23 protein-coding genes are annotated in these 20,973 nt (G+C 29.6%); 20 read left to right on the forward strand and 3 right to left on the reverse strand.

Annotation, left to right across the window (positions count from 1 at the left end):
- The first annotated feature begins 200 nt into the window (after positions 1 to 200).
- Positions 201 to 710 (forward strand): hypothetical protein, encoded by a 510-nt coding sequence (locus AC0N0V_RS09830; RefSeq protein WP_474463787.1) that lies wholly within the window; start codon positions 201 to 203, stop codon positions 708 to 710.
- Between the two features lie 146 nt (positions 711 to 856).
- Here the strand turns inward: AC0N0V_RS09830 and AC0N0V_RS09835 are convergent, their stop codons facing one another.
- Positions 857 to 1,612 (reverse strand): tRNA threonylcarbamoyladenosine dehydratase, encoded by a 756-nt coding sequence (locus tag AC0N0V_RS09835; protein ID WP_474463788.1) that lies wholly within the window; start codon positions 1,610 to 1,612, stop codon positions 857 to 859.
- A gap of 292 nt (positions 1,613 to 1,904) precedes the next feature.
- Here AC0N0V_RS09835 and AC0N0V_RS09840 point away from each other — a divergent pair, with 292 nt between their 5' ends.
- The 6 genes from AC0N0V_RS09840 (at position 1,905) to AC0N0V_RS09865 (ending at position 7,676) form a co-directional block, all read left to right on the forward strand.
- The gene (locus tag AC0N0V_RS09840) at positions 1,905 to 2,744 is read left to right on the forward strand and encodes a carbon-nitrogen hydrolase family protein (protein ID WP_474464500.1); all 840 of its coding nucleotides are present in this window, start codon (positions 1,905 to 1,907) and stop codon (positions 2,742 to 2,744) included.
- 199 nt (positions 2,745 to 2,943) lie between these two features.
- The gene (locus AC0N0V_RS09845) at positions 2,944 to 3,291 is read left to right on the forward strand and encodes a CidA/LrgA family protein (protein ID WP_474463789.1); all 348 of its coding nucleotides are present in this window, start codon (positions 2,944 to 2,946) and stop codon (positions 3,289 to 3,291) included.
- Positions 3,291 to 3,992, forward strand: a complete 702-nt coding sequence (locus AC0N0V_RS09850) for an LrgB family protein (protein WP_474463790.1) — start codon at positions 3,291 to 3,293, stop codon at positions 3,990 to 3,992. Before AC0N0V_RS09845 ends, AC0N0V_RS09850 begins: the two co-directional genes overlap by 1 nt.
- Before the next feature lie 279 nt (positions 3,993 to 4,271).
- Entirely contained in the window at positions 4,272 to 5,717 is a 1,446-nt protein-coding gene (locus AC0N0V_RS09855; RefSeq protein WP_474463791.1) for a sigma-54 interaction domain-containing protein, read from the forward strand.
- A 350-nt stretch (positions 5,718 to 6,067) separates the two neighbouring features.
- On the forward strand, positions 6,068 to 6,208 hold the full coding sequence (locus tag AC0N0V_RS09860) for a hypothetical protein (protein ID WP_474463792.1): 141 nt from the start codon (positions 6,068 to 6,070) through the stop codon (positions 6,206 to 6,208).
- A 247-nt stretch (positions 6,209 to 6,455) separates the two neighbouring features.
- On the forward strand, positions 6,456 to 7,676 hold the full coding sequence (locus tag AC0N0V_RS09865; RefSeq protein ID WP_474464502.1) for an allantoate amidohydrolase: 1,221 nt from the start codon (positions 6,456 to 6,458) through the stop codon (positions 7,674 to 7,676).
- A gap of 62 nt (positions 7,677 to 7,738) precedes the next feature.
- On the opposite strand, the gene AC0N0V_RS09870 is transcribed toward AC0N0V_RS09865, so the two are convergent.
- Together AC0N0V_RS09870 and yedF are read right to left on the reverse strand one after the other, a co-directional pair.
- The gene (locus tag AC0N0V_RS09870) at positions 7,739 to 8,302 is read right to left on the reverse strand and encodes a spore coat protein (protein WP_474463793.1); all 564 of its coding nucleotides are present in this window, start codon (positions 8,300 to 8,302) and stop codon (positions 7,739 to 7,741) included.
- 192 nt (positions 8,303 to 8,494) lie between these two features.
- Positions 8,495 to 9,076: a sulfurtransferase-like selenium metabolism protein YedF gene (gene yedF, locus AC0N0V_RS09875; RefSeq protein ID WP_474463794.1), complete on the reverse strand. Its 582-nt coding sequence runs from the start codon at positions 9,074 to 9,076 to the stop codon at positions 8,495 to 8,497.
- 330 nt (positions 9,077 to 9,406) lie between these two features.
- Here yedF and AC0N0V_RS09880 point away from each other — a divergent pair, with 330 nt between their 5' ends.
- The 13 genes from AC0N0V_RS09880 to speD all read left to right on the forward strand — a co-directional run bounded on the left by AC0N0V_RS09880 (position 9,407) and on the right by speD (position 20,910).
- Positions 9,407 to 10,819, forward strand: coding sequence for a glycosyltransferase family 2 protein (locus AC0N0V_RS09880; protein ID WP_474463795.1), 1,413 nt, complete (start codon positions 9,407 to 9,409; stop codon positions 10,817 to 10,819).
- 237 nt (positions 10,820 to 11,056) lie between these two features.
- Entirely contained in the window at positions 11,057 to 11,218 is a 162-nt protein-coding gene (locus AC0N0V_RS09885; protein WP_474463796.1) for a hypothetical protein, read from the forward strand.
- 222 nt (positions 11,219 to 11,440) lie between these two features.
- Positions 11,441 to 12,286, forward strand: coding sequence for a YkgJ family cysteine cluster protein (locus tag AC0N0V_RS09890; protein ID WP_474463797.1), 846 nt, complete (start codon positions 11,441 to 11,443; stop codon positions 12,284 to 12,286).
- Between the two features lie 137 nt (positions 12,287 to 12,423).
- Positions 12,424 to 12,684, forward strand: coding sequence for a YkuS family protein (locus tag AC0N0V_RS09895; RefSeq protein ID WP_474463798.1), 261 nt, complete (start codon positions 12,424 to 12,426; stop codon positions 12,682 to 12,684).
- Between the two features lie 425 nt (positions 12,685 to 13,109).
- Positions 13,110 to 13,814, forward strand: a complete 705-nt coding sequence (locus AC0N0V_RS09900; RefSeq protein ID WP_474463799.1) for a pseudouridine synthase — start codon at positions 13,110 to 13,112, stop codon at positions 13,812 to 13,814.
- 200 nt (positions 13,815 to 14,014) lie between these two features.
- Complete coding sequence (gene mnmM, locus AC0N0V_RS09905; protein ID WP_474463800.1) at positions 14,015 to 14,557, forward strand: tRNA 5-(aminomethyl)-2-thiouridylate-methyltransferase MnmM; 543 nt, start codon at positions 14,015 to 14,017, stop codon at positions 14,555 to 14,557.
- Between the two features lie 50 nt (positions 14,558 to 14,607).
- The gene (locus AC0N0V_RS09910; protein ID WP_474463801.1) at positions 14,608 to 14,772 is read left to right on the forward strand and encodes a YpmA family protein; all 165 of its coding nucleotides are present in this window, start codon (positions 14,608 to 14,610) and stop codon (positions 14,770 to 14,772) included.
- Positions 14,773 to 14,869: 97 nt separating this feature from the next.
- Complete coding sequence (locus AC0N0V_RS09915) at positions 14,870 to 15,748, forward strand: MurR/RpiR family transcriptional regulator (protein WP_474463802.1); 879 nt, start codon at positions 14,870 to 14,872, stop codon at positions 15,746 to 15,748.
- A gap of 137 nt (positions 15,749 to 15,885) precedes the next feature.
- Positions 15,886 to 17,112, forward strand: coding sequence for a BaiN/RdsA family NAD(P)/FAD-dependent oxidoreductase (locus tag AC0N0V_RS09920; protein WP_474463803.1), 1,227 nt, complete (start codon positions 15,886 to 15,888; stop codon positions 17,110 to 17,112).
- Entirely contained in the window at positions 17,112 to 17,480 is a 369-nt protein-coding gene (gene aroH / locus AC0N0V_RS09925; protein ID WP_474463804.1) for a chorismate mutase, read from the forward strand. The genes AC0N0V_RS09920 and aroH overlap by 1 nt, the downstream gene beginning before the upstream one ends.
- A 95-nt stretch (positions 17,481 to 17,575) precedes the next feature.
- Complete coding sequence (gene cmk, locus AC0N0V_RS09930) at positions 17,576 to 18,250, forward strand: (d)CMP kinase (protein WP_474463805.1); 675 nt, start codon at positions 17,576 to 17,578, stop codon at positions 18,248 to 18,250.
- Positions 18,251 to 18,368: 118 nt separating this feature from the next.
- Entirely contained in the window at positions 18,369 to 20,282 is a 1,914-nt protein-coding gene (locus AC0N0V_RS09935; protein ID WP_474463806.1) for a bifunctional 4-hydroxy-3-methylbut-2-enyl diphosphate reductase/30S ribosomal protein S1, read from the forward strand.
- 247 nt (positions 20,283 to 20,529) lie between these two features.
- Positions 20,530 to 20,910 (forward strand): adenosylmethionine decarboxylase, encoded by a 381-nt coding sequence (gene speD, locus AC0N0V_RS09940; RefSeq protein WP_474463807.1) that lies wholly within the window; start codon positions 20,530 to 20,532, stop codon positions 20,908 to 20,910.
- Positions 20,911 to 20,973 lie beyond the last annotated feature (63 nt).

The following is a 20,973-nucleotide window of genomic DNA, read 5'->3' on the forward strand; positions in this document are numbered from 1 at the left end:
TTTTATTAATATATATTATAATTAAGATGTGTTTAATCGCAGATAGTAGCTATATATTTCTTTTAATTGGGTTTTGTATGAAGTGTTTAGAAACGTTAAGCTCTAATTGATAGGGCATATAGCTTAAAAATAGAGGGGAGAAGTGAAAAGAAAATTTGTATACAAAAGTTATAATTAAAAATTTATTAGAAGGAAATTAGGTGAATTATTTGAGTTTTGAAAAGATGTTAACAATAGCTTTAATTTTAGCCGCTATCGCACAGTTCTTTTTATCATTTGTAAATGGAAAAGAGAGTAAAAAGGATTATGGAGAAGTAATATTAAGGTTATCAATAGCAGATATAAAACAAAAGTTTTTAGCAATACTTTTTATAGGAATAATTGCTTATTTTATATATGTTATTATAACAGGTTATTTTTCAACTTTAGGTGTAATGATTATTATTTATTTTCTATTTAGCATTTACGATTTTAGTAAATTAAGAATAGTAACTGCAAAAGGAATGGGGCAAAAAAGCTTATATAATAACACTTATTATAACTTCAGCAGCTGGGAAGATATAGTAGAGTGGGCATGGGATCAGAAAAAAGAAAATTTATTAATAATTAAAACAAGAAAGAAAGATGGAATTCAAATTAAAGATTGGCAGGTTTCACCATCTGAAAAAGAAAAGATTAGTGACCTACTAAAAGAACATGTTGGCGAATAATAAAGATTAATATAAAAGACATAAATGCACTAGGAATATAGATCATTTATGTCTTTTATTAAACTTTTATACTATTAACAAACATTGCTTAAAGCATGTCGAACATAATCTTAAGTAACCAATAAACAAAATAAAATAGATTTTATTTATTTGGCAATAATATCTTTAACTACTTCTCCACCTATTATCATACCAGCAACAGGGGGAACAAATGATATACTACCAGGAATTTGTCTTTTTGCAGTACATTTCTTACTTCCGCTAGTGCATACGCAGCCTTCTTTACAAGTTACAACTTCTTCTGACTTTGGTTTCATAGGCATTTCTTCAGAGTAAAGGACTTTTAAATTCTTAATGCCTCTTTTTCTTAATTCGTATCTCATAACTTTAGCTAATGGACAAATTTTTGTGTCATATATATCTGCTATCCTAAATTGAGTAGGATCTAATTTGTTACCTGTACCCATACAACTAATTATTTCTATATTATGGCTTCTGCACCAAAGTACAAGGGAAATTTTAGATGAAACTGTATCTATGGCATCAACAACATAGTCAGCATTTATTGGTATTATTTCAGCAATATTGTCTTCTTTTACAAAGGTTTGATGAATCTCAATCTTACAATTAGGATTTATTTTAGAGGCTCTTTCTCTCAATAGTTCAACCTTTGGTTTACCGATTGAATCGAAAGTAGCATGTATTTGCCTATTTAGATTAGTTAAACACACCGTATCATCATCTATTAAAATAAGATGTCCAACTCCAGCTCTAACTAGTGCTTCGAAGGTAAAGCTTCCTACACCGCCTAAACCAAAGATGACTACTGTACTATTTTTTAATTTTTCTAAAGAATCTTTGCCTATTAATAACTCGGTTCTTGAAAGTGAATGTTGTCTCATGTGTTATCTCCTTTTATGTAGAATTTATTGTATTAAATAAATAGATAATACTATTTATACTTATTTGAGTAATAATTCCAATGCTAAACAAGTATTATAACTATAAAATTTCTTCACGTCAATAGTATATAATAATAAATGTAAATGTCAATATAAAAAATGATGAAGATGAATAGTTTATAGTTATAACCTGTAAAGTTAATAGTATAATGTTTCTATAGACTACGTTTAATGTATTTATAATATTTAGGTGGTTATTTTTATGATGAAGGATGAAGGGGGAATAGCTAGCATGAATAAGCTAAGAGTTGGATTATGTCAGATGATGGTTACTGACAATAAGAAAGAAAATATTGATAAGGCAAGAAGTATGATTTGTGAAGCAGCAAATAAGGGATCGCAAATTGTATCTCTTCCTGAAATGTTTAATTGTCCATACAATAATAAACATTTTAGAGAATATGCAGAGTCTTATCCAGGCGGTGAAACACTTAAGATGTTAAGTGAAGTTTCAAAAGAGAAAAGCATATATTTAATAGGGGGGTCAATCCCAGAGATAGAGGATAACAAAGTTTATAATACCTCTTTCATATTTGATAATAAAGGGAATTTGATAGGAAAACATAGAAAAGTACACCTGTTTGATATAGATATAAAAAATGGTGTTAAATTTAAGGAATCAGAAGTACTATCTAGAGGCAAGGATGTAACTCTGTTTGAAACTCCTTGGGGAAAAATAGGAGTGGCTATTTGCTATGATATAAGATTCCCAGAATTAATGAGAATTATGGCACTAAAAGGTGCTAAAGTTGTTTTTGTACCAGGAGCTTTCAATATGTCTACTGGTCCTGCGCATTGGGAAGTTTCATTTAGAGTTAGAGCACTAGATAACCAAATATATGTAGCTGGAGTATCGCCGGCAAGAGATGTAAACTATTCATATGTAGCATATGGAAATTCCTTAATTACAAGTCCATGGGGAAATGTAATTAATAAATTAGATGAAAAAGAAGGAGTATTAGTTGAAGATATAGATATAGATTATATAGATGAAGTAAGAGAATCCCTCCCCTTATTAAGGCATAGAAGAGAAGATATGTACAGCTTAGACTTGAGAGACATTACCAACTAAAGAGTCTAACCTATTGAAGTCCTAGGCGCCAAATGAATGGCACCTAGGTATTTTAATTTACAGAAAATTTTATATAGTTCCCCTGTTCTTAAAACAACGATTAATTAAGGCAAAAGGTGTATAGTAATTATAGATGTTAATAAATATGCAACGTTAAACCTGTTCGCAGATGGTGTTTAACAAGAAAAGAGGTTTTAAAATGAAAATGGTGCGGCAGTTTGCAATTATATTGATTATTTGTTTTTTAGGTGAATTGCTAAGAATGGCTTTTAATTTGCCTATTCCAGGTAACGTAATTGGAATGATAGCTTTATTATCATGTTTATGTACTGGTGTAGTAAAAATAGAAATGATCGAAGAAATTAGTAAGTTTTTATTAGATCATTTAGCATTTTTCTTTTTACCAGCGGGGGTAGGGCTAATATCCTCAATGGGGATTCTTAAAAATTATTGGCAATATGTTATGTTAATAGCCTTTATTTCTACAATTGTAGTTATGGTGGTCACAGGTATAACAGTACAATTATTTAAAAGGAGAAAGTTATAATGAAAGAGTTAATATCGACCCCTATATTTGGTATACTAATTTCTCTGATAGCTTTTGAAATAGGATGTATACTTTATAAGAGGACTAAAGTTTCTATTTTCAATCCATTATTTATAAGCATAATTTTAGTTATATCTTTTTTAAGTGTTTTTGACATAAGTATTTCTGATTATGATAAAGGCGGACAATTTATTTCATTTTTCTTGTCTCCTGCAACGGTAATACTTGCAGTTCCTTTATATAAGAAATTCAAGCTTTTAAAGGCTAATGCGTTACCAATATTAGCAGGAATATCAATTGGTTCCTTAGTATCAATTACAACTATAATTCTCCTATGTCACACCTTTGGGTTATCGAAACCTTTAGATGTTTCAATGATACCAAAATCAATTACAGTGCCTATAGGAGTTGAAGTTTCGAAACAACTAGGTGGAATACCTTCAATAACTGTGGCAACTATTATAATAACAGGAATAATTGGAGCAGTTGCAGGTCCGTATGTATGCAAGATATTTAAAATAAATGACAAAGTAGCGATAGGAGTTGCAATCGGAACAGCATCTCATGCGCTAGGTACCACAAAGGCTATTGAGCTCGGAGAAGTTGAAGGCGCAATGAGTAGTTTATCAATAGGAATCGCTGGGATTATAACTGTTGTTATTGCACCTATTTTAGTTAAGCTATTTCAAAGTCTAATTTAGCAACTTGGTAAAGCCTTTAATTAGAACAGTATCTTTTATTAAAGATTTGGAAATCGCTTAAGTTTAAAAGAGTAAGTTTTAGATTTATGATATTTGATAGGCATACATAAGTAAGGTTTATGTATGCCTATTTTATGTTAAGCCTATTTAGCAAAAATATAAATGCTAATTTATTGAAAACTTAACGATATAGTAATAAAATAGTAATAAGAGCTTACAAAATAATAAAAATAAGAAAAAATGAAAGCATTATACAAATCAATAAAGGTGGGAGAACTATTGAAGGAAAAACCTGAAGAGATGCCGTACAAAAAGTTACTACAGGAGTTAAGTTATTATAAACAGACCTATGAGGAACTTAAGTTAATAATGGATACAACCTTTGATCAGATAACTGTTACCGATGAAAAAGGGGTATTAGTAAAGGTTAGCAAATCTTGTGAGGAAACATTTGGTATATCTGAGAGTGAAATGATAGGAAAAGATGTTTATGAACTTTCTAAAAAAGGAGTGTTCAGTCCATCTATTACAGTAGAAGTTTTGAAAAAAAAGAAAGAATTATCATTAATTCAAGAAACGGCATCTGGAAAAAGATTGATGGTAACCGGCATACCAATGATCAATGAAAAGGGTAAACTTATAAGAGTTGTAAATATTTCAAAGGATATTACTGAATCAGAGATGTTAAAAAACCAATTAGAGGAAACTGAGCATCTTTTGGACTGGTACAGAGATGAAATAAGAAGAAATCAAATAAGAAATCAAGAATATATAGTTGGAAATTCTAGTGCGATGAAAAAAATCATCGAATTAATTGAGCATATTGCAAATATTGAAACTACAATAATACTTCTTGGCGAAACTGGGGTTGGAAAAAGTTTTATAGCAAAAACGATACATCAAATAAGTAAAAGAAGAGAACAACCTTTTGTGCAGATTAATTGTGGAGCGATTCCTGAAAATCTCATTGAGTCAGAACTTTTTGGGTATGAAGAAGGGGCTTTTACAGGGGCAGTAAAAAAAGGGAAAAAAGGTTTGTTAGAGGTTGCTGGTGATGGGTCTATTTTTCTAGATGAAATTGGAGAGTTGCCAATGCAGCTACAAGTAAAATTGCTTCATGTTCTACAGGAGAAACAAGCATATAAAATAGGAGGTACAGAGCCCTTTGATATAAAAGCTAGAATTATATCAGCAACAAACAAAGATTTGAAAAAACTAGTAAAGGAAGGTAAATTTAGAGAAGACCTTTATTACAGACTAAATATTGTGCCAATACATATTCCAGCTTTAAGAGAGCGTAGTGAGGATATTCCTCTGTTCATAAATTATTTTTTATCAAAATGCAATGAAAAATATAGTTTATCGAAACAAATATTATCTAGTGCATACAAGGTATTATTTTCATATAGATGGCCTGGTAATATAAGAGAGTTGGAAAACATTGTTGAAAGACTAGTTGTTACATCTAATAAGAACATAATTGAAGAGAATGATATTTTTGATATATTCACGCATATTCCTAAATATGTTAGTGAAGTTAATGAGTTTATACCTTTAAAAATAGCTACTGAAGAATTTGAGAAACAAATTCTATTGAAGGCAATAGAAAAATATAAAACAACACGAAAAGTGGCTGATGTGCTCAAAATTGATCAGTCAACAGTGGTTAAAAAGTTAAAAAAAATTAAGGAGGGCTCTTTAAAGAATTACATTGATGGTAAGTAGTAATGAAGAATGTACAAGTTTTATAAAGATGTTTATGTAGGAAAAAATTTGGATGATAAAATGAGTATTTATTAATTTAGAAACAGAAAACTGAGTAGTTGATTATATTAATCATAGGTTTTGATGAAAAATTTCATCAAAACCTATTTTTTTTACAAAAAATTTTAAATTATTTTGTTTAAAAAAATTAAAAATTAACTAAATTAAATTAAGAAAAGTAATAAGAACATCAGTAAATTCAAGGGGATATACTAGATTAAAAAATTCAAGTTAATTTAGTTGGCATAAGTCTTGCTATATTATTTTTATGTAAGAGACGAAGATGCTTAATTACTCTTCGATATTTATGAATGAACAAACTTCAACAGAAGCTGCTAAAGTTTATGCAAAAGGAAACCATTGCAGTTGCAAGTGAAGCTAACTTAGTTACTCTTGTTTCAAATGAGGAAATAACGCTAACTCATAGCATACTTATTAAAGTCATGGCATAATTATTTAAGAGATATCTAGGAGTCATATCATTAAGAGGACAAGTTGTAGCTAAAGATGAAAATGTGTTGGTAAAGAGAGGAGAGGATAATTTATAAAAAGAAAGCAATTAAGACTTGTATAGAAAGTAGTTTTATAATAACTGCATAAAGAAAATAAAGTATATTAAATTAAAACATTAGATGAGAAATATACTTTTAATAAATAAATATAAAAATAAAAGGAGCGTGTATTAAAATGAAAAATATTATGTTAACTTGTGACAAAGAAAGGCTAGAAGATAAAATCGTTACATTTAGTAAATTCGGTGATGCTGGTCATGGTGGAATAACAAGATTTTCTTTATCTAAAGAAGCTCTTCAAGCAAGAGCAGAATTCGTTAGAAGAATGGAAGCTGTAGGTGCAGTGATTACAACGGATGATATGGCAAACATGTATGCAACACTTAAGGGTTCAGAAGACCTTCCTGCAATCGTAATGGCATCACACGTGGATTCAGTTAGAAATGGCGGAAACTATGATGGAGTTTTAGGCGTACTTACAGGAATGGAAGTAGTTGAAACTATAGCTACTCAAAAGATTCCACATCGTCATCCTGTTACAGCTATGATTTGGACAAATGAGGAAGGTTCTCTTTATCCACCAGCTATGATGTCATCAGGAGTTGTTTGTGGTAAATTTGATAAAACTACTATGCTAGCTTCAAAAAGTAAAGAAGGAAAAACTTTTGGAGAAGCTTTAAACGAAAGTGGACACGAAGGAGATGTAGCAAACAGATTGAATCCTAAGGATTATGTTGCTATGCTTGAATTACACATTGAACAAGGGCCTGTACTTGAAGCTGAAAAGAAGGACATTGGAGTTGTAGAAGGCGTTCTTGGAATGGTTAACTATAGAATAAGAACTTATGGACAATCTGATCACGCAGGAACTACTCCAATGAAATATAGAAGAGATGCTCTTTTAGCAGCGACTAGTGCTATCAGATACCTACATGATGAATTAGACAAACTTGATGAGAATCTTGTTTACACTACAGGTGAAATAGTTTGCCATCCATGCGTGCATACTGTTATCCCTGATTATGTTGACTTCTCATTAGATGCAAGACACAAAGACCCTGAAGTAATCAAACAAGTTGTTAAAGTTATTGAAAATATTCCTGCAGAACTTGACAAGTGCAGAGTTGAGTCTGAATTGCAGTGGGCACGTAACACAATTCAATTCAATGAAGAATTAGTTGGTTTTGTTAGAAAGAATGCAGAAGCATATGGATATTCAAACATGGATATTTACAGTGGTGCTGGTCACGATGCTCAGTTTGTAGCTGATATTATGCCTACAACTATGATATTTGTTCCAAGTGTTGATGGACATAGTCATTGCGAAATAGAACATACACCTGTAGAAGCTTGTTGGAAAGGTGCTAATGTATTATTACAAACAGTCTTAGATGTAGATAGAAAATAATAGATGAATTTTAGTAATGAAGAAGAGTGTCTTAAATTGATGTTTTAAGACACTCTTTTTTCCTAAACTAATGAAGGTTCACGGACTTCATTATAGATAGAAGAAAATGTATTTAATGTATTCTGAGATGCTGGTTCTAGAGGATAATATCCTTTTTGAACCATCCACTGCCAAACATCATAGGCATGGTTACAACTCATTGTAAAGGCATCTTTTAAGAATTCTCTAACTGTAGGATTACCTGTTTCCATGGCAGACCATGCATATTCTCTTCCCGCTCTTTTTAAGGTCAAAAGATATGCAGTAGCTATTTCTCTATCGTCCATCTGTTGTATGTTAGTTCTTGGTGTAATTGGAGGGAAATTATTGTTTGGTGATTTAGTATAATCTTGTAAAACTGCGTTTAAGTTTGGAACATTAAGTTTTTGAGTGGAGCCATTTGCTTTGCTAACAAATTCTACTTTCATGTTATAGTCCTGAACATGAGCTGGAAAATGCCTTTCTATCATAGCCTTTAATTCTGGATCCTTTGCTATATTTTTGAACATAGCCATATTTGATATAGAGTTTACACAGCTCACTATTAATTCATGTAAGTCGTATACTTCATGAGCAGCCAATTGCATAATATTACCTCCCAGATTATTAATTTATATTACTACAAAAACTAATTTTCCTCTATAATAATTATTTATGCATATAGTTTTGTTCAAAACAAAAAAGCTTACTTAATTTGAATTTGACATTAAATTAAATAAGCTTATCAATCTTTAATTATATTAAAATGGTATGATACAATAATTCATAAGAACAATATGTTATAATTTTATAGTATTATCTGAGGAATTCATTTTTTCAACTATAGTATACATATTTGTTATTTCACCAACTGCAAGTTTTTCTTTTAACCCATAGAAGTCTAAGCAAGTCCCACAACTTAAAACGTTAACTCCTCTTTCTTTAAGCTTTATAATGCTTTCGACGCAATCGGAGCCTTCAACGGCAAGTTTGACCCCAGCATTTAAAAATAGTAGATCTGAAGGAATATTGTCACTTTCTGATAAAGCATACATGTAACTTTTCATAAGAGTTGTACCCAATAGATCATCGCCAAGTCCTAATTTGTCACTTCCGATAAGAATAGTAAGTTTCTTTTCGTCAAAATTCATTGGGATACACTGACAAGCTTCTTTAGTTATTCGTATATGATAAAATCCATTAGTCTCTTCAATTTCATTTTTATAACCATTACTTTGCGCAAATTTTGAGATATTATTTTTAGCAACCTCATTATCTACTATGATAGTAGCAGTACCCTCATCGATAGAATCAAAATACTTTTTAGTATTTATTACAGGTTGAGGACATTTTAAACCTTTGCAGTCAACAACTTTTTCCATTTATTTTACCACCCTTCAAGTTTTATTTATTAAAACATCATATAATATTAATATTTTGGTTAAATTAATATTTAGAAAATAACAATGATAAATTATTATCCTAATAAATTATAACATAACTATATATTGTCAATTATAATTTTTTAAAATAGAACAACATTTTTCTATAAAAAAATATTATAATGAAATGAGTTGAGAGATTTTAAGAAATAATAATCAGAAAATTTCTACATACGTGATTAAATGAAAAATTTGTGGTATTATGGTATACGATGTATTATGTAATTTAGTAAATTAACAGATACTATATACAAGGAAAGGGTTTTGGTAATGGAAAATTTTATATTTAATTTCACATTTGTTTTTCAAATGTCAGTTTTTGCAATTACTATGTATTATTTACTTCTTTCGCTATTTGGGCTTTATAAAAAAGAAGACAAAGGTGCTGAAAAATGCTTGCCGCAAAAGACATTTGCACTACTTGTGGCAGCTCATAACGAGGAAATGGTTGTTGGTAAAATTGTAGAAAGTCTTAAGGAACTTGATTATCCTGAAGAAATGTATGATATTTTTGTTATTGCTGACAACTGTAATGATAAAACTGCGAGTATTGCAAGAAGTTATGGCGTAGGTGTTCATGAGAGAAGTGTTCGTGATAAGAGGGGAAAAGGATATGCTCTTGAGTGGATGTTTGACAGAATATTTAAGATGGAGAAAAAATATGATGCAATAGCCATTTTTGACGCAGATAACATTGTATCGAAAAATTTCCTGAAAGAGATGAATTATAAGATGCTCCAGGGATATAAAGTTGTTCAAGGATATATAGATAGTAAAAATCCAGATGATTCATGGATAACCCAGTCATACTCTATATCATTCTGGTCTGCAAATAGATTATTTCAGCTAGCTAGGGCAAATTTAGGACTATCAAATCAGTTAGGTGGAACAGGATTTTGTATGGACACAGAAATTCTTAAGGAGTTAGGATGGGGGGCAACATGCCTTACAGAGGATTTAGAATTTACATGTAAGCTTGTATTGAACGGATATAAAGTAGGTTGGGCACATAACGCAATAGTTTACGATGAAAAGCCTTTAACACTAAAGCAATCATGGAATCAAAGAAAGAGATGGATGCAGGGATTTACTGATGTAGCATCAAGATTTTTCCTAAGACTGATAACTAAAGCAATAAAGGATAAAAGCTTTACTACTCTGGATTGTGCACTATATACAATACAACCATTTGTGACACTCCTAATAGGTCTATCTGCATTACTAACAATAATACAAATGAATACTAAAGGCTTAGATATATATGCTTTGAATTATTTGTTTGGTGATATTGTATGGAAAATATTTAGTATTGCTCAATTTATGTTTACACCTTTAATAATGATTCTTGAAAATAAACTTTCAAAGAAGATGTTTATTACTTTTGCATTATATTCATTAAATGTTGTAGTACTTTCATACATATTTGGATTAATATATGGAAATCAACCTCCAACTTTTATTCCGGTACTTATAGGAAATATTGCTTACATAGCTCTCTTTATAATATCTATTCGCTTAATAAGCGGTAAAAATCCTGTTAAAATATTTGTTTGGTATTTATTATATGGAATTTATACTTTAACTTGGATTCCAATAACTATACAGGGAATAATGGATAAAAATAATAAAGAGTGGAGCCACACAAAGCATGTAAGACAAATAAGTATTCAAGAAGTTGAATAAGTTAGGTAAATAAAAATATAGATCATTTAATACTGCCAAACTAAATTAATTATGAAAAAAGACTCGTAAATAACGATAAGTTGTCTATGGGTCTTTTGTTCTATACATTAAATTTGTACAACTGTACATATTAATTATGAGCAACCAATTCATCTGATTTAAATTTGATATGTATCTAAGGACAATAAAGCTAGTGAAAAGCATGGAAAGTATGAATTAGAATAGAGGTGTAAATTTATGGGCGACAATAAAGAGAAAATACAAAGTTATGAAAAGACTAAAGAATTTGGCATGGAGCTTTTTACGAAGGGAATGTGTATGGGTGAAATAATGAATAAATCAGAAATGACTGCAGAAGAAATAGCAAAATATAGAGAAGAGCTGGATAAGGATAGGTGATTTTTATAAAAAACTTCATGATATAATCATGGAGTTTTTTACTTATGTACTAAATTAATAAAAAATATATTTTAATATATTTTTTTGTAAATTTAATAGTTATATTGTAAAAAGCCCACAGTTTATTATAAAATAAGCATATGTAAATATATTATAAAGCTGTTTTATAATGTGAAGTTAAGAAGGACATACTGTTGATTAAAGTAATTTAAGAGGTGAAATATGGAGAGTAGATTATATACGAAAGAAAAAAAGATAAAAATATCGCCAAATGAGAGTTGTATCTGTAATAGTGGCATGCTTTTTAAAGAATGCTGTATGAAGAGAAATAATGAATATAAAACTTTAGGAAAAAACTATATCGATGAAGAGATAATCTTCAATTCAACGGAGACTAGTGAGGAATATAATAAAGTCGCTGATTTTTTACTTAAAGAAATAATAGACAAGGAACTAAGTGTTAGTAAAGGCAAAGAATACTTGAGGTACATATACGAAGCAGCAGATAAAGGAGCTGAACAGTTTACAAGGTATATTCCTTGTAAAAAGGGCTGTAGCCATTGCTGCCATATTTATATGGACTGCACCGCTGTAGAGGCAGAATTGATTAGAGATTATGTTTTAAATAATTTTGACAAAGAAGAAATTGAGAACTTAAATGCTGTAGTATCAGAAACTATAGAAGAAGTACCTACATATATAGATATATCTCAGCTAAGTAATACTAATTCAGTAGAAATTTATAGTAAAAAACATATACCTTGCATTTTTTTAAATGAAGAAAATTCATGCTCTATATATAAAGTAAGACCGTTAAATTGTAGAAAGTTTATTACATTTTCGGATAGAGTTAACTGTGAAAGCGGGACAGACGTGGTTAAACCCAATATTTCTATCAATAATATAGCTCAATATTCTATTAACCATCTTTCAATGAATATTGCAAGATTTAAAAATTTAAAAATGTATTCTGAGATTTATTCGGAAGAAAAAGCTGTATATAGAGCATTACAATATTGGTTTAAGAATGGGTTCAAAGAATTAAATAGGGATTTGTCGGAGGGATAGATACTCTAATATACGCATTTTACTTATTGAATCGCTTATAAGAAGCAAGAAATATAATATCTATTACAAGCTTTACTTTACAACTTTCATGAATTATTTAATTATTTTTGTGAATAATAAACTTGGAGGTGATAAAGATGAAAAAAGTCGCTATTGAAAAAGGATTAAGTGCTGTAGGAAATTATTTATCTAAAAATGGTTATAGTGTTGAAGAATTTGAATTAAATAGCACTGAGAACTCATCATTCTATGATAAATTTGATGCAGTTGTTGTAACTGGACAGAGTTTAAATGTTATGGGATATTCTGACACTACTACAAGAGTTCCACAGATAATTGCTGATGGTCAAACAGCGGAAGAAATAAAGAATCAACTTGAAAAGGTAGCTACAAAATAGAACTTAAATTAAATCGATAATCCCATTGAGTTATTTAACTCTAATAGGATATTATAGTTTATTGGAAAATAGATGCAATATGATTTATGTCATAAGTTTGCATCTATTTTTATCGTTATAAAGATACATATTAATTATTATGTAAACAGAACACAAAGTAAACAAAATACAAAAACAATGCTTTTTAAATTATTAAACTTAAAAAGTAAAATACTAAAGGACAGTAGTAATTTAGAATAGTATATTGCTGCTTTTTAGCATTTTATTGAACAATAAGAGAAAAATATGACTAAGCAATGCTTTTAAAATTATAATTTGGAAAAATCTTTCTTGCGTATGCAGAGAATTAATTATAAATTAATATAGTATGAACTTAAATTATCTTAAAGTATTGTAGATATTATTATAAAAAGTAGGTGGAAAGTGTGGAAGAAAGATTACAAAAATACATGGCTGCTTGCGGAGTCGCATCCAGGAGAAAATGTGAAGAAATAATACAACAAGGAAGAGTAAAAGTAAATGGTGCTGTAATATATGAATTAGGATTTAAAGTAGTTAGCGGAAAGGATGAAGTATTAGTAGACAATAAACAAATAAAAAAAGAGGAAAGAAAAGTTTACATAGCTCTTAATAAGCCAGAAGGCTATGTATCAACAGTGAAAGATGAGAAAGGAAGGAAAACTATCATAGATTTAGTTCAGGTAGAAGAAAGGATCTATCCTATAGGAAGATTGGATTATGACACATCAGGACTAATATTACTTACAAATGATGGAGAAATCTACAATAAGATAATTCATCCAAGAGTAGAAAAAAATAAAGTATATATAGCTGAAATAAAAGGAATACCAAATGAAAAAGAAATAGAACGATTTAAAACAGGAATTGATATAGGTGGTTATATTACTTCGCCAGCAGAATTTAAAATATTAAAAAAGTATAAGGAATCAGCTGAGGTTGAAATAATAATACATGAAGGAAAAAACAGACAAATTAGAAGAATGTGCGAAAAGATAAATCACCCTGTAATTGAGTTGAAAAGAATACAAATAGGTAGTATAAAATTAGGGAATCTATCAAAAGGAGAGTGGAGATATCTAAACAAAGAAGAAATTAAAAGTATAGAGTAAGCATATCATCTGATTGTAATTCATTAATTATTAAAAATTATTATAGCTTACCATATGAATTATTATGTTAACTAAATTAAATGTAAACATAAAATTTAAAAATGTGATAAAATAAAAATTTACTAAGTAAAATACTATTTATTTTTATCTAAAAATAACGAAGAATAAGTAAGATGAAATATAAAATTAAGGAGTGTAAAATGTATAAGTACGTTAGTGATGTTAACAGTATTTCTCATCATATAATTAAAAACTTTTCTAGTAATTTCATGGTTGCAATAGATGCAACTTTAGGGAATGGATACGATACTGATTTCTTAAGTGAACTATTTTCAAAAGTATATTCTTTTGATATTCAAAAGTCTGTTATTGATGAATATAGAAAGAGGAATAAAGATAACGTAGTTTTGATTAATGCTTCTCATGATGAATTTCAAAAGTATGTTAATGAAAACGTAGATTGTATTATGTATAATCTTGGCTTTCTTCCAGGTGGTGATAAAAATATTACAACTAAGAGTGAATCTACAATAAAAAGTATAGAAAATGCGCTAAAGTTAATAAATAGTGGGGCGCTAATAACGATTGCAGTATACAGAGGGCATGAAGAAGGAAAGAAAGAAGAAACTGCTGTCTTGAGTTTTGTTGAAGCTCTTCCAAAGGAAAAGTATGGTGTTATGCTTCATTCATTTGTTAATAGAAGTAATACTCCCCCGTATTTAATTGTTATTGAAAAGAAATAATTAGGAGGTGAACGTTTATCAAATTTACAATAACTTGATAAACAATAATTATGAAAGATAAATTAGAATTAATAGCAACTAAGGAATTTAAATATTATGAAGAGATGTATAAGGTAGTTGATTTTTTAAATAAAAATTTAGGAAATCATGACCTTGTATTTGGAATAACGGAAAAGGAAGATACACACGTAATAAATATTTATAAAGAAAAGTGATTAACAATTGAAAGATGTATTGAAAATGTGTTCAATAGATGTTAAAATGAAGTAAATATTGCAAAATTACGGGGATGAGAGAAAGGATTGAAGAACTATGGAAGATGGTAACAACAAACAAGACTTGATGAGAACTATACAGGTTAAATTTCCACGTCTAAGTAAAGGACAAAAATTAATTGCTGAATACATTTTAAAGCATTATGATAAAGCAGCCTTTATGACAGCAGCTAAATTAGGAATAAGTGTAGGAGTAAGTGAATCAACAGTAGTAAGATTTGCTAATGAACTAGGATTTAGCGGGTATCCTAAGCTTCAAAAAGCTCTTCAAGAATTAATAAAAAATAAACTTACAACCGTGCAAAGAATTGAACTATCCAATGATTTCGTTAGTGAAGAGAGTGCTTTAAAAGGTGTTTTAAAGTCTGATATGGAAAATATAAGAGCTACGTTGGAGAAGATTAATCATAAAACTTTTGAAGATGTTGTAAATAGCATATTTGAAGCAAAAAAAATATATATAATAGGTCTTAGAAGCTCAACTGCTCTTTCTGAATTTTTAGGGTTTTACTTAAATCTAATTTTGGACAATGTAAAAGTTGTTGGATATGGAATTAGTGACATTTTTGAACAAATGATTAATGTTGATGAAGACGATTTAGTTATAGGAATTGGTTTTCCGCGTTATGCAGCTAGAACTATAGAAGCACTGGCATTTGCTCAAAGTAGAAGAGCTAAGGTTGTTGCTATAACTGATAGCCTTCTATCACCACTTGCAGCAAGAGCAGATTATACATTAATTGCCCAGAGCAATATGGCCTCATTCGTAGATTCATTAGTTGCCCCATTGAGTGTAATCAATGCATTAATAATTGCAGTTGGATTGAGAGAAAAAGAAAAAATTTCTACCACATTTACAAATCTAGAAAGTATCTGGGAAGAATACCAAGTTTATTCATTTAAAGAATCAGAGTAAAATTTATATAAAGAGACGAGCCTTATAGACTTTGGTTCGTCTCTTTTACTTTGAAAATAAATATTGAATTAATGAATCTATTATATTACTATAATATAGATAACAAACAATAATTATTAATATAAGGCGGTGAATTCATGGCAACAGTAGTAGTAATAGGCGGTGGCCCTGCAGGGATGATGGCAGCAATAGCCGCTGCTGATAAACACAAGGTTATATTAGTAGAGAAAAATGATAAATTAGGAAGAAAAATGTTTATCACTGGAAAAGGAAGATGTAATATAACAAATGCTAAGGATATAAATGAATTTTTTGATTATATACCAGGAAATCCTCATTTTTTGTATAGTTCACTTTATACATTTACTAATGAGGATACTATGAGTTTCTTTAATAGATTAGGTGTAGAGTTGAAAGTTGAACGAGGAGATAGAGTATTCCCTGTGTCTGATAAGTCATCTGATATCATAAGTAACTTAGACAAGGAACTTAGGAAAAAAAATGTAGGGATACTGTTAAATTCAAAAGTAAAAAGCATCATTTATGAAAATAGTGTTATAAAATCAGTGAAACTTGAAGATAATTCTATAGTAAAAGGCGATTATTTTATATTGTGTACAGGTGGAATGTCTTATCCTCAAACCGGATCTAATGGAGAAGGGCATAAATTTGCTGAGAATTTAGGACATAAAGTTACAAAAATAACACCATCTCTTGTACCAATCGAAGTAAAAGAAAATTGGGTTAAGGAACTCCAAGGCCTTTCACTAAAAAATGTTGAATTGAAAATATTAGATAGTAATAAGAAAGTATTGTATGAAGAATTTGGTGAAATGTTATTTACTCATTTTGGTATATCTGGCCCAATTGTATTGAGTGGCAGCAGAGTTGTGAATGGCAGGGGAGACTTAAAAGCTTCTATAAATTTAAAACCTGCTTTAACTGCAGAGGAATTGGATAGGAGAATTCAAAAGGATTTTGCAAAATATATTAATAAAGATTTTAAGAATTCTTTAGATGAATTGTTACCTCAAAAATTAATTCAAGTAATTATAAGATTATCAGGAATAGACGAGAATAAAAAAGTTAACTCAATAACTAAAGAAGAGAGAAAAAGTTTAGTGAATTTATTACAAAATCTCACATTTGAAATAAAAGGACTAAGACCTATTGCTGAAGCGATTGTAACCGCTGGTGGTGTTTCTGTAAAAGAGATAGATCCATCCACAATGGCTTCAAAAATAGTAAAAAACTTATACTTTGCCGGAGAGCTTATTGATGTAGATGCATATACTGGGGGATATAATATACAGATTGCTTTATCTACAGGTTATTTAGCAGGGACTAAGGTTGGTGAAAATTAATGATAGCATTAAGAGGAGCTACAACAGTATCAGAAAACTCCGTAGGAGAAATAAAAAATTCATCAATAGAATTGTTTGAAGAGATAATTAAAAGGAACAATATAGATTTAGATAAAATTCTATGTATACAATTTTCGTGTACAAGAGACATTACAAAGGCCTATCCAGGAAAGTTTATAAGGGAAGCTTTTAATATAAAAGATGTTGCTATAATGCATTATAATGAAATGTATGTAGAAGATGATAATGAAGCGGCAATTCCATTTTGTATACGAATTCTAATTATGGTAGATGTAAACATTGAGTATAAAGAGTTTGTATACTTAAAGAGAGCTAAAGATTTACGAAAAGATTTAAGTAACAAATAGCATCATAAAATAAAGGATTTTATCGTTATTTATAGAATATATAAAAATTATATGATAAAAAAATTGTTACATTAAAGAAAGGCGGAGTGAATTATTTGAATATATCTGTGGCAATCGACGGTCCTGCTGGTGCAGGAAAAAGTACTATAGCAAGTATTATAGCTGATAGATTTAATCTTATGTACATAAATACAGGGGCAATGTATAGAGCGGTTACACTAATGTGTATAAGAAAAAATATTTTACATACAGATTCTCAGGCAGTGTGTAATTTAACTAATTCTCTTGATATGTACTTTAATGGAGATAGATTAATTGTAAATAGAGAAGATGTAAGTGAAGAAATTAGGCATCCTGAAATTAGTAATAATGTATCTAACTATGCTGCAATTCCGGAACTACGAGAAATATTAGTCAAACTACAGCAATCAATGGCGGATAAATATAATGTAATTATGGATGGTAGAGATATTGGGACTGTTGTGCTAAAAAATGCTCCTTTAAAGTTTTACTTAACGGCAAGTCCAGAAGAAAGAGCTAAAAGAAGGTGCAGTGAGCTAAATGAAAAGGGAATTGAAGTAGAATATAATAATATACTAAACGATATAATAAAGAGGGATTATATAGATTCAAGTAGAGAAATAAATCCATTGAAAAAAGCAGACGATGCTATAAAAATAGATTCTTCTAAATTATGTATAAATGAAGTAGTTGAAGTTATAACAAATTACATAAAAGAATATATAAAGAAAGATAAGATAAATCATTAATCTAATAAGGTTTAAGCGAGGAAACTAGAAAAATTGGAGCAGCTATACCTTAATTATATAAAAAGTTAATTAGTTGCATTTTATTAAGATATTAATATTAACTGAAGGTGAATATATTATGAATGTTGTATTAGCAGAGAAAGCAGGCTTTTGTTTTGGTGTTAAGAGAGCTGTTGAAGAGGCAATAGAAACTCAAAGGAAATTCAATAAAAAAATATATACATTAGGACCTTTAATACATAATAATGATGTTGTTAATTATTTAAAGGACAACGATATTTATCCAATAGAATTAGAAGATATAAAAAATTTACAGGTCGAGGATGTAGTAATTATACGCTCCCATGGTGTACCTGAAAGAATATTTAATTTATTATCTGAAAAAGGAATAAATGTAATCAATGCCACTTGTCCTTATGTGTCAAATATACAGAAGAAAGTTAGAACATATTTTGAACAAGGTTACTCTGTATTGATTGTAGGTGATAAGAACCACCCAGAAGTTATAGGAATTAATGGATGGTGTGATGATAAAGCAATTATATCTAAAGATGGTTCAGATTTAGAAGATTTACCTAATAAGTTATGCGTTGTATCACAAACTACTGAAAAACAATCAAATTGGGAGAAAGTCTTAAATAGAGTTGTAAAAGATTGCAAGGAGTTTATTGCTTTCAACACCATATGTAGTGCAACAGAATTTAGGCAAAAATCTGCAGGTGAGCTTTCTGAGAAGGTTGATATGATGATAGTATTGGGTGGAAGAAATAGTTCTAATACTACCAAGTTATATGAAATTTGTAAAACGAATTGTTCAAATACTATTCATGTTGAAAACTCAGGTGAAATACCTGATGATATAATAAATTCAAGTAAATTTAAAACTATAGGTATTACTGCGGGTGCGTCTACACCAGATTGGATAATAAGGGAGGCTATTTTAAAAATGAGCGATAACAAAGACCAAGAATTAAATGAACAGCTAGCTTATATGGAAGAGAATGATAAGCAAATCATCGTAGGACAGTTAGTAAAAGGTAATGTTATTTCTGTCAATGAAAAAGAAGTATTTCTAAATATAGGATATAAGGCTGATGCCATAATTCCTAGAGGTGAATTAACAAAAGATGAAAATGTTAGTTTAACAGAGTTAGTAAAACAAGGAGAAGAAATAGAAGCAAAAATCATTAAAAGAAAAAATGAAGATGGATATGTGGTTCTTTCAAGAATTGAAATTGAAAGAGAAAATGCATACAAAGAATTAAAGGATAAATATGAAAATGGCGAAACTATAAAGGTTGTCATAAAAGATGTAGTAAACGGCGGTCTAGTTTCTAGCTATAAAGGAGTAAGAGTATTCATACCAGCATCCCACATTGAACTTTTTCATGTAGAGGATTTGTCTCAATATATAAATAGTGAATTAGAAGTAAAAATAATTGAATTTAAAGAGATTAAAAATACTACAAGAATTGTTGCGTCAAGAAGAGCATTATTAAAAGTAGAAAAAGAAAAAAAAGATGAAGAAACATGGGATTTGTTAAGAAAGGACTCTATTGTAGAAGGCGAAGTAAAAAGACTAGCAGCATTTGGTGCTTTTATTGATGTACAAGGTGTTGATGGGTTACTTCATGTATCAGAAATGTCTTGGGGTAGAGTTCAAAAACCTAGCGATATATTAAATATTGGAGATAAAATAAAAGTATATATACTGGATGTAGATAAAGAAAAGAAAAAATTATCTTTATCAATTAAAAAAGCATTAGAAAATCCATGGGATAATGTAGAAATTAAATATCCAGTTGGAAGTATTGTTCTTGGAAAAGTTGTTAGATTTGCAAGTTTTGGTGCTTTTGTTGAGTTAGAGCCAGGAGTAGATGCATTAGTTCATATATCACAAATAAGTAGAAATAGAATAAATAAACCAGAAGATGTACTTAACATTGGAGATGAAATAAAAGCTAAAATTTTAGAAGTTAACAAAGAAAATAGAAAAATAGGATTAAGTATAAGAGAAATAGATGAGATATAATATCAGAACCGCTCACTCTAATTAAAGTACGTATATTACTTTTAAAGTGCGTGTAATCATCAAACAATTGAATTGCACGCATTTTTATATTGAAATCTATTAACATATATAGAGATTTAAAGATATACGGAAATATTTTGAGTTTTGTGCGTATATCTTCTAAAAAATAGCTATATATATTGACTTTTTGATTATTTTTGATAAAATTTAATTGTTATGATTTTAAGCAAGGGGGTAAATACGGAGAATGAACGAATTAGGACGTCACATATTAGCAGAAATTTACGGATGTAGTTCTGAAATATTAAACAACAAGGAACTTATAGAAAAGATAATGGTTGACTCTGCATTGAAAGCTGGTGCAGAAGTAAGGGAAGTTGCTTTTCATAAATTTAGTCCTCAGGGTGTAAGTGGAGTTGTTATTATATCAGAGTCACACTTAACGATTCACACTTGGCCTGAACTTGGATACGCTGCTGTAGACGTATTTACTTGTGGTGATAAAGTAAACCCATGGGATGCATGCAACTATATGACAGAGCAATTTAACGCTAAGAACATGACTGCTACTGAGGTAAAAAGAGGTATCTTTGAACAACCAGTATCGGTTAAAGCGTCAAATATATAGTAGATCATCGTTTACGATGATCTTTTATATTTTAAGGCTTACATAACTATTCAATCCAAGAAA

Source organism: Clostridium sp. CS1-1 (genome assembly GCF_056135525.1).

What these genes read in the sequence shown, in the direction of transcription:
- AC0N0V_RS09835 (WP_474463788.1), bottom strand. Translation starts at nt 1,612, where the DNA reads ATGAGACAACATTCACTTTCAAGAACCGAGTTATTAATAGGCAAAGAT.
- AC0N0V_RS09840 (WP_474464500.1), top strand. Translation starts at nt 1,905, where the DNA reads ATGAATAAGCTAAGAGTTGGATTATGTCAGATGATGGTTACTGACAAT.
- AC0N0V_RS09845 (WP_474463789.1), top strand. Translation starts at nt 2,944, where the DNA reads ATGAAAATGGTGCGGCAGTTTGCAATTATATTGATTATTTGTTTTTTA.
- AC0N0V_RS09850 (WP_474463790.1), top strand. Translation starts at nt 3,291, where the DNA reads ATGAAAGAGTTAATATCGACCCCTATATTTGGTATACTAATTTCTCTG.
- AC0N0V_RS09860 (WP_474463792.1), top strand. Translation starts at nt 6,068, where the DNA reads ATGAACAAACTTCAACAGAAGCTGCTAAAGTTTATGCAAAAGGAAACC.
- AC0N0V_RS09865 (WP_474464502.1), top strand. Translation starts at nt 6,456, where the DNA reads ATGTTAACTTGTGACAAAGAAAGGCTAGAAGATAAAATCGTTACATTT.
- AC0N0V_RS09870 (WP_474463793.1), bottom strand. Translation starts at nt 8,302, where the DNA reads ATGCAATTGGCTGCTCATGAAGTATACGACTTACATGAATTAATAGTG.
- yedF (WP_474463794.1), bottom strand. Translation starts at nt 9,076, where the DNA reads ATGGAAAAAGTTGTTGACTGCAAAGGTTTAAAATGTCCTCAACCTGTA.
- AC0N0V_RS09880 (WP_474463795.1), top strand. Translation starts at nt 9,407, where the DNA reads ATGGAAAATTTTATATTTAATTTCACATTTGTTTTTCAAATGTCAGTT.
- AC0N0V_RS09885 (WP_474463796.1), top strand. Translation starts at nt 11,057, where the DNA reads ATGGGCGACAATAAAGAGAAAATACAAAGTTATGAAAAGACTAAAGAA.
- AC0N0V_RS09890 (WP_474463797.1), top strand. Translation starts at nt 11,441, where the DNA reads ATGGAGAGTAGATTATATACGAAAGAAAAAAAGATAAAAATATCGCCA.
- AC0N0V_RS09895 (WP_474463798.1), top strand. Translation starts at nt 12,424, where the DNA reads ATGAAAAAAGTCGCTATTGAAAAAGGATTAAGTGCTGTAGGAAATTAT.
- mnmM (WP_474463800.1), top strand. Translation starts at nt 14,015, where the DNA reads ATGTATAAGTACGTTAGTGATGTTAACAGTATTTCTCATCATATAATT.
- AC0N0V_RS09910 (WP_474463801.1), top strand. Translation starts at nt 14,608, where the DNA reads ATGAAAGATAAATTAGAATTAATAGCAACTAAGGAATTTAAATATTAT.
- AC0N0V_RS09915 (WP_474463802.1), top strand. Translation starts at nt 14,870, where the DNA reads ATGGAAGATGGTAACAACAAACAAGACTTGATGAGAACTATACAGGTT.
- AC0N0V_RS09920 (WP_474463803.1), top strand. Translation starts at nt 15,886, where the DNA reads ATGGCAACAGTAGTAGTAATAGGCGGTGGCCCTGCAGGGATGATGGCA.
- aroH (WP_474463804.1), top strand. Translation starts at nt 17,112, where the DNA reads ATGATAGCATTAAGAGGAGCTACAACAGTATCAGAAAACTCCGTAGGA.
- AC0N0V_RS09935 (WP_474463806.1), top strand. Translation starts at nt 18,369, where the DNA reads ATGAATGTTGTATTAGCAGAGAAAGCAGGCTTTTGTTTTGGTGTTAAG.
- speD (WP_474463807.1), top strand. Translation starts at nt 20,530, where the DNA reads ATGAACGAATTAGGACGTCACATATTAGCAGAAATTTACGGATGTAGT.